11 protein-coding genes are annotated in these 12,776 nt (G+C 72.2%); 4 read left to right on the top strand and 7 right to left on the bottom strand.

Annotated elements, in window-relative coordinates; genetic code table 11:
• Nucleotides 1–16 precede the first annotated feature (16 nt).
• From ABZS71_RS11915 to egtA, 5 genes are all read right to left on the bottom strand, one after another.
• Nucleotides 17–1,213: a transglycosylase family protein gene (locus ABZS71_RS11915; RefSeq protein WP_356209124.1), complete on the bottom strand. Its 1,197-nt coding sequence runs from the start codon at nucleotides 1,211–1,213 to the stop codon at nucleotides 17–19.
• 319 nt (nucleotides 1,214–1,532) lie between these two features.
• Nucleotides 1,533–2,498: an L-histidine N(alpha)-methyltransferase gene (gene egtD, locus ABZS71_RS11920; RefSeq protein ID WP_356209127.1), complete on the bottom strand. Its 966-nt coding sequence runs from the start codon at nucleotides 2,496–2,498 to the stop codon at nucleotides 1,533–1,535.
• Nucleotides 2,495–3,250, bottom strand: a complete 756-nt coding sequence (gene egtC / locus ABZS71_RS11925; protein ID WP_355843898.1) for an ergothioneine biosynthesis protein EgtC — start codon at nucleotides 3,248–3,250, stop codon at nucleotides 2,495–2,497. Before egtC ends, egtD begins: the two co-directional genes overlap by 4 nt.
• Nucleotides 3,251–3,281: 31 nt before the next feature.
• Nucleotides 3,282–4,622, bottom strand: coding sequence for an ergothioneine biosynthesis protein EgtB (egtB, locus tag ABZS71_RS11930; RefSeq protein WP_355843895.1), 1,341 nt, complete (start codon nucleotides 4,620–4,622; stop codon nucleotides 3,282–3,284).
• Complete coding sequence (gene egtA, locus ABZS71_RS11935; RefSeq protein WP_356209129.1) at nucleotides 4,619–5,875, bottom strand: ergothioneine biosynthesis glutamate--cysteine ligase EgtA; 1,257 nt, start codon at nucleotides 5,873–5,875, stop codon at nucleotides 4,619–4,621. Before egtA ends, egtB begins: the two co-directional genes overlap by 4 nt.
• A 258-nt stretch (nucleotides 5,876–6,133) precedes the next feature.
• Between egtA and ABZS71_RS11940 the strand changes: the two genes are divergently transcribed.
• The 4 genes from ABZS71_RS11940 to ABZS71_RS11955 all read left to right on the top strand — a co-directional run bounded on the left by ABZS71_RS11940 (nucleotide 6,134) and on the right by ABZS71_RS11955 (nucleotide 9,819).
• Nucleotides 6,134–7,138: an NADPH:quinone oxidoreductase family protein gene (locus ABZS71_RS11940; RefSeq protein ID WP_356209131.1), complete on the top strand. Its 1,005-nt coding sequence runs from the start codon at nucleotides 6,134–6,136 to the stop codon at nucleotides 7,136–7,138.
• Nucleotides 7,135–8,340, top strand: coding sequence for an acyl-CoA dehydrogenase family protein (locus ABZS71_RS11945; RefSeq protein ID WP_356209134.1), 1,206 nt, complete (start codon nucleotides 7,135–7,137; stop codon nucleotides 8,338–8,340). Before ABZS71_RS11940 ends, ABZS71_RS11945 begins: the two co-directional genes overlap by 4 nt.
• Nucleotides 8,337–9,473: an acyl-CoA dehydrogenase family protein gene (locus ABZS71_RS11950; RefSeq protein WP_356209136.1), complete on the top strand. Its 1,137-nt coding sequence runs from the start codon at nucleotides 8,337–8,339 to the stop codon at nucleotides 9,471–9,473. Before ABZS71_RS11945 ends, ABZS71_RS11950 begins: the two co-directional genes overlap by 4 nt.
• A 151-nt stretch (nucleotides 9,474–9,624) precedes the next feature.
• The gene (locus ABZS71_RS11955; RefSeq protein ID WP_069860708.1) at nucleotides 9,625–9,819 is read left to right on the top strand and encodes a hypothetical protein; all 195 of its coding nucleotides are present in this window, start codon (nucleotides 9,625–9,627) and stop codon (nucleotides 9,817–9,819) included.
• 25 nt (nucleotides 9,820–9,844) lie between these two features.
• Here ABZS71_RS11955 and ABZS71_RS11960 read toward each other — a convergent pair whose 3' ends face one another.
• Both ABZS71_RS11960 and ABZS71_RS11965 read right to left on the bottom strand, forming a co-directional pair.
• On the bottom strand, nucleotides 9,845–11,233 hold the full coding sequence (locus ABZS71_RS11960; protein ID WP_356209138.1) for a family 2B encapsulin nanocompartment shell protein: 1,389 nt from the start codon (nucleotides 11,231–11,233) through the stop codon (nucleotides 9,845–9,847).
• Nucleotides 11,234–11,314: 81 nt separating this feature from the next.
• Nucleotides 11,315–12,727 carry a family 2B encapsulin nanocompartment shell protein gene (locus ABZS71_RS11965; RefSeq protein ID WP_355843874.1) on the bottom strand — a complete coding sequence of 471 codons (1,413 nt, stop codon included), beginning with the start codon at nucleotides 12,725–12,727 and terminating at the stop codon, nucleotides 11,315–11,317.
• Between the last annotated feature and the right edge of the window lie 49 nt (nucleotides 12,728–12,776).

Consider the following 12,776-nt stretch of genomic DNA (forward strand, 5'->3'; position numbering starts at 1 on the left):
CGACAGCACGCGCGCCTCACAGGCTGACGCCGTGCCCCCGCAGATAGGCGAGCGGGTTGATGTCCGAGCCATAGCCGGGGCCGGTACGGATCTCGAAGTGGAGATGCGGACCGGTGGCGTTCCCCGTCGAGCCGGAACGGCCGATCCGCTGGCCGCCGTTGACGTTCTGCCCCGCCCGCACGGACAGCTGGGAGAGATGGGCGTACTGGCTGTACTTGCCGTCCGGATGCCGGATGACCACCTCGTAGCCGTATGCGTCGGCCCAGCCCGCCGAAACCACATGGCCCGCGCCGACGGCCTTGACCGACGTGCCGACCCCCACGGGGAAGTCGACGCCCGTGTGATAGCCGCTCGACCAGCTGGAACCGGCCGCGCGGTAGGCCGTGCTCGGGCTGACGCCGCTGACGGGCGCGGTGAAGCCCGACGCGGCGGCCGGCTTGGCGGTGCGGTGCCGGCTCCGGTGCGGCTTTTCGGCCGCCGGCCGCGGCTTGGGCTTCGCTTTGGCCTTATGGTGTGTCTCGGGCTCGGCCTTGGACTTGGCGCCGGCCTTGCCGCCGCTCAGGGACAGCTTCTGGCCGGGGTGGATCAGGTCCGGATCGCCGCCGATGGCCGCGTGGTTGGTCGCGTAGAGCGCCTTCCAGCCGCCGCCCACGTCATAGGCGTCGGCGATCCCGGACAGCGAGTCGCCGCTGACGACCACATAGCGGCCGGATTTTGTGGACGCGTGCCCGGGGAGACTGGTGGGCGTCGGCTTGCTCTGCTTGACCTGCTTGGTGGGTCTGCTCTGCTTGGCGGACGCCTTGAGGACCTTCGGCCCGCTCTGGGGCGCGGCGGCCTCATGCGTCAGGCCCGCCTTGCCCGAACAGACCGGCCACGCGCCCGGCCCCTGGGCGCCCAGCACCTTCTCCGCGATGGCGATCTGCTGGTCCCTGGTGGCCAGATCGGCGCGCGCCGCATAGGCGGTCCCGCCGTACGCCTCCCAGGTGCTCTGGGTGAACTGCAGCCCGCCGTAGAAGCCGTTCCCGGTGTTGATGTCCCAGTTGTCGGTGGACTCGCACTGGGCGACCTTGTCCCAGGTCTCGCCGGACGCCGCGCTCGCGCCCGCCGCGCCGACCAGGGGGAGGGCGATCCCGGCGCCGCCGGCCGTGACGCTCAGCGAGGCACGGGAGATGCGGTTGGGCTTGTAGCGGCGGTGGCGTCCCCGTAAGGGCATGGACGGCTCCTTCTCCTGCTGCCGTATGCGGCGAGCTGCCGGGCGCGCCAAAGATATGGGGCCCGATTTGGCCACAACAAGGGGGAGTTCGGAGCAAGGGAGGGGCGCAGCGCGCTGTGCTGCACCCCTCCCCTTGAAGTGTGATGTGCATCACATTGCTGTTGTCGTCCGTGAAGGCGGCGGTGCGTTCGGGCGCACCGCGCACCGCAACGGGGTCCAGGACGGGACGGAGCCGAGGCTGGGCAGATGGCTCCGCGGCCCGCCGCCCCCCGTGACCGCCGCCCGGGGCGTACGGCCCCGGGCGGCGGCCGGCGATGCCCTACGTCCGTACCGCCAGCGACACCGCGAAGCGGCCCTCGCCGTCGGTCCACCAGCGCCGCGACTCCAGCCCCGCGGCGGCCAGTTCGGCGCGCACCTTCTCCTCCCGGAACTTCGCGGACACCTCGGTGCGGATCTCCTCCCCGGCCGTGAAGTGGACCGCGAGATCCATGGCGGGGATCTTCGCGGTGAGGTCCTTACGGGCCCTCAGCCGCATCTCGATCCACTCCTGCTCGGCGTTCCACACCGCCACATGGTCGAAGTCCTCCGGGTCGAGGTCGGCGCCCAGCTCCCGGTCGAGCACCGCGAGCACGTTCTTGTTGAACGCCGCGGTGACCCCCTGCGCGTCGTCGTACGCGGCGACGAGCGTGGCCTCGTCCTTGACCAGGTCGGTGCCGAGCAGCAGCGCGTCGCCCGGTGCGAGCAGCTCGCTCACCGAGGCGAAGAAGTCCGCCCGCTCCGACGGCAGCAGATTGCCGATCGTGCCGCCGAGGAATGCCAGCAGCCGTGGCCCCGGTGTGTCGTCGGGCAGCGAGAGCCCGCTCATGAAGTCGGCGACCAGCGCGTGCACCGTCAGCTCCGGATGGTCGGCGAGCAGGGCCTGCCCGGCGAGCTCCAGGGCGCTCTCGCTCACGTCGACGGGGACGTAGGCGTGCAGATTCGGCAGGGCGCGGATCAGATGACGGGTCTTCTCCGAGGAGCCGGAGCCCAGTTCGATGAGGGTACGGGCCCCGGTGGCATCGGCGATCTCCGCCGCGCGCGCGACGAGGATCTCCCGCTCGGCGCGGGTCGGGTAGTACTCGGGCAGCCGGGTGATCTCTTCGAAGAGCTCACTGCCCCGGGCGTCGTAGAACCACTTCGGCGGCAGCTGTTTGGGGGTGCGGGTCAGCCCGTCGGCCACATCGGCGCGCAGGGCGGCCGAGGTGGTGTCGGCGGGCAGGGTGCGGGTCACGGTGAAGGGGCTCACGCGGAAGCCTCCTTGAGTGCGGTGAGGAGTACATCGGTGCGGGTGGCGGTGAGCAGGGTGTGGTCGGGGACCTCGGTCCAGCGCGGGTCGTCGTCGTACGGCTCGGAGGCGACCACCACGGCGCGGCCCGGGTCGGCCAGATACCACAGTGTGTCGCCCCAGGCGGTGGCGGCGATGGTCTCCCCGTCCATGAGCAGCAGATTGAGCCGCGAGCCGGGTGCCGCGGCGGCCAGCGTGTCGACGGCTTCGGCCAGCGCTTCGGGCGGTTCGTGTTCCAGCCGCAGCCGGTGCAGCACCAGCGCCCAGACGAGCGCGGAGTCGCAGCGCGCCTCCAGACCGAGCAGATCGGCGGGCGGCAGCGAGGCGGCGACGTCCGCGAGCGAGTGCGGCCAGTCGCGGATCGCTCCGTTGTGGCTGAACAGCCAGGACCCGGAGGCGAACGGGGATGCGCCCGCCTCCCCGTCGGCGCTCGCCTCGGTCGCGTCCCGTACGGCGGCCATCAGCGCCCCGGTCCGTACGACGCGGGCGAGATCGGCGAACGACAGATCGCCCCAGATGGGCCCGGCGCGGCGGTAGCGCGCGGGCACCGGGTCGTCCGACGCGTACCAGCCGACGCCGAACCCGTCGGCGTTGACGGTGCCGTGTGCCTGCCGCCGCGGCGCCCAGGACTGCGTGAACAGGCCGTGCGGGGGCGCGATGACGACCTCGCCGATGGGTGTCGTGGGCCCGAGGTACGCGAGATGCCTGCACATCAGCGCCACCTCTCCCCACTGGCTATGCCCTTCACGTGGCCTCCGGGGACGCGTCGCGGGCGGTGCGGAAGCCCGAGAAGATCTGGCGGCGGATCGGCAGGTCCCAGTTGCGGAACGTGCCGCGGCAGGCGACCGCGTCCACCGCGAAGGAGCCGCCGCGCAGCACCTTGTGCGCCGGGCCGAAGAAGACCTGCGAGTACTCGCGGTACGGGAAGGCCGCGAACCCCGGATAGGGCAGGAAGTCGCTCGACGTCCACTCCCACACATCGCCGATCAGCTGCCGCACGCCGAGCGCGGAGGCACCCTGCGGATAGCTGCCGGCCGGCGCGGGCCGCAGATGGCGCTGGCCGAGGTTGGCGTGGTCGGGGGTGGGGTCCGTATCGCCCCAGGGATAGCGCCGGGACCGGCCGCTGTCCGGGTCGTGCCGGGCGGCCTTCTCCCACTCGGCCTCGGTGGGCAGCCGCCGCCCGGCCCAGCGGGCGTAGGCGTCCGCCTCGTACCAGCTCACATGGATCACGGGCTCCTCGGGCGGCACCGGCTCCGTCACCCCGAACCGCCGGCGCAGCCACTGCCCGCCCTCGCGCCGCCAGAACAGCGGGGCGGTGAGCCCGTGCTCCTGGATGTGGGCCCAGCCCTCCGGCGTCCACCAGCGCCGCTCCGCGTAGCCGCCGTCCGCGATGAACCGCGTGTACGCGCCGTTGGTCACGGGGGTGGTGTCGATGTGGAAGGGCGGGACCAGCCGGTGGTGGGCCGGCCGCTCGTTGTCCAGGGCCCAGGGCTCGGTGGAGGTGCCCATGGTGAACGGGCCGCCCGGGACGAGGACTTCGTGGGGCAGCGCGGCGCCGTCCGCGGTGTCGGGCGGCGCCGGGGCGGTGAGCGCGGCGGGTCCGCGGCGCAGTTGGTGGGTGATGAGCATCGTCTCGTCGTGCTGCTGCTCATGCTGCGCGATCATGCCGAAGGCGAAGCCCGCGTCGACCAGCGGGGCGCCGCGCAGCTCGATCCGCTCCAGGATGTCGAGCACCCGGCCGCGCACCTCGTGGACGTAGCCCCGGGCCTCGGCGGGCGCCAGCAGCGGCAGGGAGGGCCGTTCGGCCCGCGGATGCTCGAAGGCGTCGTAGACCGAGTCGATCTCGGGGCGCAGCGCCTCGCGTCCGCCGACGGCGCGCAGCAGCCACTGCTCCTCCTGGTTGCCGATATGGGCCAGATCCCAGACCAGCGGGGACATCAGGGGGGAGTGCTGGGCGGTGAGGTCGTGCTCGTCCACGCAGCCGGTGAGGGTGTGGGTGCGCTCGCGAGCGGTGCGCAGCGCGGTCTCGGCGCGCTGCCGCAGCGTCTCGGGATCGATGGCGAGGTCGGGGTCGGGAGCGGTCATGGCCGTCCCTCCTTCCCGGTCAGGGGAGCGAGCAGATCGTCGGCCGGACATCGGCCGCGGGAGACATAGCGGTCGGTGAAGTCGGTGACGGCGGAGGTGATGGCGGGGGAGGCGCCGATCCGGGGCAGCGCGTCCAGTGCCGTCGCGAAGCAGGTGACGGCGGCGGCGCGCAGCTCGGGGTCGGCCAGCCCGTCGCGGCTCGCGTTCAGCCACAGCGGATTGCAGGGCGCGGGCCGGGCTCCGGCGGTCTCGGCGAGCGGTTTCACCACGCGGTAAACCGTTTCCGCGGCCTGAGGGTCGTCGAAGAGCGCCACCGTGACGGCGAGGGGCACGATCCACCCGTCGTCGCCGCTCTGCGCGTCGATCATGCGCAGTTCGAGATGGCCGCGCGGGCGGACGGGCGGGAAGAGCGTGGAGATGTGGAAGTCGAGATCGTCGAGGGTGGGCGGCCGGGGCAGGGCCGTGCGGGTCCAATCGCGGAAGGTCAGGCCGTCCGGCACGGTCCAGGGCGCCGTCTCGTCCCGTACGGCCATCACGGGGGCGTCCAGTACGTACGCCGCCCATGCGGCGCGCGGCTCCTTGCCGTCGGGCGGGGCGTTGGTGCGGCCGGGGTCCATCGCCGCCCACAGGGCCTGCCGGGTGGAGCGGTAGCCGGTCGGGCGGCCCTCGCGCAGCGGTGAGTTGGCGAAGGCGGCGGTCAGCACCGCGCCCAGCAGATGGGCCAGCCGCCAGCGCCGGCCGAGGCCGAGCGGCCCGGGCTCCTCGTGCCCCGCGTCCACACAGACCTGTACGGAGGCGGTGCTGCACATCATGGACCGCCCGGCCGGCCCCCGGCGGTTGAAGTAGGTCTCCATGGACTCGTACCGGGGTGTGGTGAGAAACCGGCGCGGCGGGCGCCAGGGGTCGTGCCCATGCCCGGCGATACCGAGGCCGAGTCCGGCGAGAAGGGAGCGTACGAGAACCAGATCGGCGGCGGCGGACTCCACACACGCGGTGAGGGAGTCGGCCGGAAGGGAGCTGAGCTCCACCTGGCCGCCGGGTTCGAAGGTGATCGCGGACCGGAGCGGCAGTCCGCGCAGCGCGGTGGCCGCGGCATCGAGCCGGGCCGCCTCGACGGGTCGTGCGGGGTCGTGCGGGTCGTACAGGAACCATTCGAGCTCGACGCCGATGCGGCGCGGCGGACCTGTTTTGAAACAGATGCCGTGGAGTCTGGCCTCCAGTTCGGCCTCGCTGATCGCCTTGCTGTCGGGCACAGTCGTCACTCTCCCGTCCCGTTGCGGCCATCGACTCGCCGCGAAACGAGCCGATATGTCGCCGTCCACTCTCAACTGCCGGGGCGTCGGGCTCAAGGGTGCCTCCAGAGTTGCACAAGAGTTCCCCCGGCGCCGGGCGAGCGAGGCAGGATGGCTGACGGCCCCGCACGGAGCGGTTCCCCTCGTCGTACCGACTGGTTAGTATGTGCGCCCCGGCGCGTTACCGCGTCCCTACCGACCGTTTGTGGAGGCCACCGGATGCAGGCATGGCGAGTGCACGACAATGGCGAGCCGGGTGAGGTCATGCGCCTCGACGAGGTGCCGGATCCCGTGGCGGGGCCGGGCGAGCTGCTGGTGCGGGTCCGGGCCGTCAACGTCAACTTCCCCGACGCCCTGCTGTGCCGCGGCCACTACCAGGTGCGGCCGCCGCTGCCGTTCACCCCGGGCGTCGAGCTGTGTGGCGAGGTCCTGTCCGTCGGCGAGGGCGCCGAGGGCGAGGTGGGCGCGCGGATCCTCGCCACGCCCACGCTCCCCGCGGGCGGCTTCGCCGAGCTCGTGACCGTGAACGCGGCGGCCGCGCTGCCCGCCCCCGACGCGCTGGACGACGCCGAGGCCGCGGCGCTGCACATCGGCTACCAGACCGGCTGGTTCGGCCTGCACCGCAGGGCCCGGCTCCAGTCCGGCGAGACGCTGCTCGTGCACGCCGCCGCGGGCGGGGTCGGCAGCGCCGCCGTACAGCTCGGCAAGGCGGCCGGGGCGAGGGTGATCGGCGTCGTCGGTGGGGCGGACAAGGTCCAGGTGGCCCGCGAGCTGGGCTGCGACCTCGTCCTCGACCGGCGGAGCGACGACATCGTCGCCGCCGTCAAGGAGGCCACCGGCGGCCGGGGCGCGGACGTCGTCTACGACCCGGTCGGCGGCGACGCCTTCGTCAAGTCCGTCAAATGCGTCGCCTTCGAGGGCCGGATCGTGGTCGTCGGCTTCGCCAGCGGGGTCGTCCCCCAGGCCGCCCTCAACCATGCCCTGGTCAAGAACTACGCCATCCTCGGCCTCCACTGGGGCCTCTACAACACCCACGACCCGGCCGCGATCCGCGCCTGCCACGACGAGCTGACCAAACTCGCCGCACAGGGCACGGTCAAGCCCCTGGTCAGCGAGCGCGTGCCGCTCCAGGGCGCGGCCGAGGCCGTCCAGCGCGTCGCCGACGGCGTGACCACCGGCCGCGTCGTGGTCGTGCCGGAGCCGGTGGCGGGAGGGGCCCGATGAGCACCGCCAAGCACCAGGCCGCCGTGGACGCCGACGCGCTGCGCCACCGCGTCCGCGACCTGCTCGACGCCCACCCACCGGCCACCACCGAGCGCCTGGACTTCCTGCGCGCCCGTTTCGACGCCGGACTCGCCTGGGTGCACTACCCGGTCGGACTCGGTGGCCTGGACGCGCCGCGCTCGCTGCAGGCCGTCGTCGACGCCGAACTCGAGGCCGCCGGCGCGCCCGACAACGACCCCCGCCGCATCGGCATCGGCCTCGGCATGGCCGCGCCCACCATTCTCGGCTTCGGCACCGACGAGCAGCGGCAGCGGCTGCTGCGCCCGCTGTGGACCGGCGAGGAGGTCTGGTGCCAGCTGTTCAGCGAGCCCGGGGCCGGATCCGATCTCGCGGCCCTGGCCACCCGGGCCGTCCGCGACGGCGACGACTGGGTGGTCGACGGGCAGAAGGTCTGGACGTCCAGCGCGCACCTCGCCCGCTGGGCCATCCTCATCGCCCGCACCGACCCCGACCTGCCCAAGCACCGCGGGATCACCTACTTCATCTGCGACATGACCGACCCCGGGGTCGAGGTCAGGCCGCTGCGCCAGATCACTGGAGAGGCCGAGTTCAACGAGGTCTTCCTGACCGGTGTGCGGATCCCCGACAGCCGGCGGCTCGGTGAGACCGGCGAGGGCTGGCGCGTCGCCCAGACGACCCTCATGAACGAGCGCGTCGCCATCGGCGGCGGCCGCGCCCCCCGCGAGGGCGGCATGATCGGCCTCGTCGCCGGGACCTGGCGGGAGCGGCCCGAGCTGCGCACCCACGATCTGCACCAGCGGCTGCTGCGGCTGTGGGTGGAGGCCGAGGCGGCCCGGCTGGCGGGCGAACGGCTGCGCCAGCAGCTCGCGCTCGGCCAGCCAGGGCCCGAGGGCTCGGCCATGAAGCTCGCCTTCGCCCGCCTCAACCAGCAGCTCAGCGCCCTGGAGGTCGAACTGCTGGGAGAGGAGGGCCTGCTCTACGACGACTGGACGCTGCGCCGCCCCGAACTGGTCGACTTCACCGGGCGCGAGGCCGGCTACCGCTATCTGCGCGCCAAGGGCAACTCCATTGAGGGCGGCACCTCGGAAGTGCTCCTCAACATCATCGCCGAACGCGTGCTGGGCCTGCCGCCCGAGCCGCGGACCGACAAGGACGTCGCGTGGAAGGACCTGCCCCGATGAGCACCCCGGAACTGCTCTACTCCGAGGCCGAGGACGATCTGCGCGCGGCCGTGCGGTCGCTGCTCACCGACCGTTGCCCGCCCTCCGCCGTGCTCGCCCAGGCGGAGAGCGGCCGGCCCCATGACCCCACGCTGTGGCGCGCGCTCGGCGCCGAGATGGGCACGGCCGGGCTGCTGGTGCCCGACAAGCTCGGCGGACAGGGCGCCACCGCGCGCGAGGCGGCGGTCGTGATGGAGGAACTCGGCCGCGCCGTCGCCCCCGTGCCCTACCTCACCAGCGCCGTCCTCGCCGTCGCCGCCCTGCTCGGCTGCGACACCGACGAGGAGGCCGTGGCGCGGCTGCTGGGCGCGCTCGCCGCGGGCCGTACGGTCGGCGCGCTGGCGGTGCCGCTGTCCACCGCACCGGACGGCACCGCGCCCACGGCCACCGTACGGGCCGGGAGCGACGGGTCTCTCGACGGCCGTACTACGGGCGTCGCGGGCACGGCGGGCGCCGAGGTGCTGCTCGTCCCCGCCGACGGGCCGGACGGATACGGGCTGTACGCCGTGAACACCGCGGAGCCCGGCGTCACCGTCGAACCCCTCACCTCGCTCGACCTCACCCGGCCGCTGGCCACCGTGACCCTTTCCGGGGCCCCGGCGCGCCGGCTGGCCGGGCCCGACCGTGCCGGCGCCGCCGTCGGACGGGCGCTGCTGACCGGCGCCGGGCTGCTCGCCTCGGAGCAGCTGGGCGTGGCCGAATGGTGTCTGACGGAGGCCGTCCGCCACACCAAGGAGCGCCATCAGTTCGGCCGCCCCATTGGTTCGTTCCAGGCGCTCAAACATCGGATGGCCGCCCTGTGGCTCGAATTGGTCTCGGCCCGTGCCGCCGCCCGGCACGCCGCCGACGCACTGGCCACGGACAGCCCCGACACACCGGTCGCGGTCGCCGTCGCGCAGTCCTACTGCGCCCAGGTGGCGGTCCACGCGGCCGAGGAGTGCGTCCAGCTGCACGGCGGCATCGGCATGACCTGGGAGCATCCGGCCCATCTCTATCTCAAGCGGGCCAAGACCGATGAGATCGCGCTGGGCACCCCGGGTCGCCACCGCCAGGCGCTCGCCGGTCTGATGTACCTGGCGGCCCCCACCGGCTGACCGGCCGGGACGGCCCGCCACACCGCCGAGGAGGCTTTCGAACAGCAGATCGGCACCCGTATGGAGCACGACGGTGCGGCGGTTCATGGGCGATTCTGGGCCACACTGACGGCCGGATCCCGATCCTCCGTAGCGGCCGAGGAGGCTCCCCATGGCCATTTCCATCTCCGTGGTCCTACTGCTTCTGATCCTGGCGGTGGTCTTTCTGCGCAGTGGCGGACTACGCATCTCGCATGCGCTGGTCTGCGTCACGCTCGGCTTCTATCTGGCGAGCAGCAGCGTGGCCCCGACGATCTCCGAAGGGCTCGCCGCCACCGCGGACGTGGTCAGCAGCGTCCGGCCCTGACCCACGCCCGCGGTGGCGGCACCGCTCAGCGGCCGACCTCGACGTCCTCCAGCACACCGAGCGCGTCGGGCACCAGCACCGCCGCGGAGTAGTAGGCGCTGACGAGATACGACGTCACGGCCTGCTCGCTGATGCCCATGAACCGAACGTTGAGGCTCGGCTCGTACTCATCCGGAATACCGGTCTGATGGAGGCCGATCACCCCCTGGCTCTCCTCCCCGGTGCGCATCGCCAGGATGGAGCTGGTGCCGGACTCGCTGATCGGGATCTTGTTGCAGGGCAGCAGTGGCACACCCCGCCAGGCCCGCACCGCGACCCCGGCGACCTCGGCACCCTGCGGATACAGCCCCCGGCTGCTGCACTCACGGCCGAAGGCGGCGATGGTGCGCGGATGGGCCAGCAGATACTGGGTCTTGCGGCGCCGTGCGAGCAGCTCGTCGAGGTCGTCGGGGGTGGGCGGGCCGCTGCGGGTGTGGATGCGCTGGGAGAGGTCGGCGTTGTGCAGAAGGCCGATCTCTCGGTTGTTGATGAGTTCGTGTTCCTGGCGCTCGCGCAGGGCTTCGATGGTGAGGCGGAGCTGCTGTTCGACCTGGTTCATGGGGTCGTTGTAGAGGTCGGCGACGCGGGTGTGGACCCGTAGGACGGTTTGGGCCACGCTCAGCTCGTACTCGCGCGGGCTCAGCTCGTACTCCGCGAACGTCCCCGGCAGCACCGGCTCTCCCGAGTGGCCGGACGCGATCGCGATATCGGCCTCGCCACGCCGGTTCTGCGCGGGCACGGACCGGTCGGAGAGCTCCTGGAGATGGTCGCGCAGCGCATCGGAACGGTCGGCGGCCTCCCGGAAGGCGCGGCGGGGGAGGGTGAGCACCGTCGTACGGGTGACCGCCCGGACGGTGAACTCCCAGGTGCGCTCCGGGCCGGTCAGCACGGAGTCGCCGAAGTACTCCCCATCGGCCAGCACCGCCAGCGCCGTGCCCTCGTCGTACGCTCCCGGGGCGATCTGCCGCACCTTGCCATGGGCGATGAGATACACCTGATCGGCCGGGCGCCCCGCCTCGACCAGCACATCCCCGGGCGCGTACTCCCGCTGGACACAGCCATCGGCCAGCGACTCCAGCACCGCGGCGTCCCCGAAGCCGCGCAGCGGCGGCAGCTCGCCCAGCTCCGGCGGGATCACCCGCACCTGCGATCCGGTGGTGATGAACTCCACCCGCCCGTCCCCGACCGTGTAGCTCAGCCGCCGGTTCAACCGGTACGTACCGGCCGACACCTGCACCCAGGGCAGGATGCGCAGCAGCCACCGGGACGAGATGGCCTGCATCTGCGGAACGGACTTGGTGGTGGTCGCCAGATTCCGCGCGGCGGCCGTGCCCAGACTCAGCGGCTGCTCACCGGACTCCACGGAAGTGGTCATAAGTGCTCATCACTCATTTCAGTAGGTGTACGGGAACGTAAGCGAAGGCCGCAGACTCATGCAGAGTGATGCGTAAGGCCGTCAGAGTCCGATTTCCACGTTCTCCAGGATTCCGAGTGCGTCGGGGACCAGGACGGCCGCGGAATAGTAGGCGCTGACGAGATACGAGATGATGGCCTGCTCGCTGATTCCCATGAACCGCACGGAGAGACTCGGCTGGTATTCATCGGGAATGCCGGTCCGATGCAGCCCGATGACCCCCTGGTTCTCCTCCCCGGTGCGCAGGACGAGAATCGAGCTCACCCCGCTGCTGGTCACCGGAATCTTGTTGCACGGGAAAAGGGGCACGCCGCGCCAGGCGGGCACCGCATGCCCGTTCACCTCCGCGTGCTGCGGGGAGATACCACGGCTGTTGAGCTCGCGGCCGATCGCCGCGATGGCGCGCGGATGCGCCAGGATCAGCCCCGGGTCCTTCCAGACGGTGGCCAGTAGTGCGTCGAGGTCGTCGGGGGTGGGCGGGCCGCTGCGGGTGTGGATGCGCTGGGAGAGGTCGGCGTTGTGCAGAAGGCCGATCTCTCGGTTGTTGATGAGTTCGTGTTCCTGGCGCTCGCGCAGGGCTTCGATGGTGAGGCGGAGCTGCTGTTCGACCTGGTTCATGGGGTCGTTGTAGAGGTCGGCGACGCGGGTGTGGACCCGTAGGACGGTCTGGGCCACGCTCAGCTCGTACTCGCGCGGGCTCAGCTCGTACTCCGCGAACGTCCCCGGCAGGGCGGGCTCTCCCGCATGCCCCGAGGCCAGCGCGATGGACGCCTCGCCGTACTCGTTCTGCTCGGCCGCGGGCGCCGAGCGCACCGCCTCCACATGCGCCCGCAGCTCCCGCGACCGGTCCAGCTGCTCCTCGAACTCCCGCCGGGACAGGGCCAGCGCCGTGCAGGAGGTCACCGCCTTGACGGTGACGCCCCAGGTGCCGGCCTCGGCCGCGGCCAGCTCCCGCTCGCCGACATGGTCACCGCCGGCCGCCGAGCCGACCACCGCGGGCTCGTCGAACGCGCCCTCGGCCAGCTTGTCGACCTTGCCGTGCGCGATGAGAAGGAGCTCATCGGCCGGGCGCCCGGCCTCCACGAGCACCTCGCCGGGCGCGAACTCGCGCTGGGTGAACCGGTCCGCCAGCGCCTCGAGCACCGCGGTGTCCTCGAAGCCGCGCAGTAGCGGCAGCTCGCGCAGCTCGACCGGGATGACCCGCACCGCGGACCCCGTGGTGGTGAATTCCACCCGCCCGTCGCCGAGCGTATGCGAGGCCCGCCGGTTCACCCGATAGGAACCGCCCGGCACCTGCACCCACGGCAGCATACGCAGCAGCCACCGCGAGGTAATGCCCTGCATCTGCGGGACGGATTTGGTCGTTGTCGCCAGATTCCGCGCGGCCGCCGTGCCCAGACTCGACAGCGGCTGCGCGTTATCGGTACCGGAACCCGGCTCAACGGACGTCGTCATCGTGAATACTCACCCATCCCTGTACGGATCTGAAGAGAAATTCCGCTGA

The sequence above is a fragment of the Streptomyces sp. NPDC005393 genome (assembly GCF_040606675.1).
GTDB lineage: Bacteria > Actinomycetota > Actinomycetes > Streptomycetales > Streptomycetaceae > Streptomyces.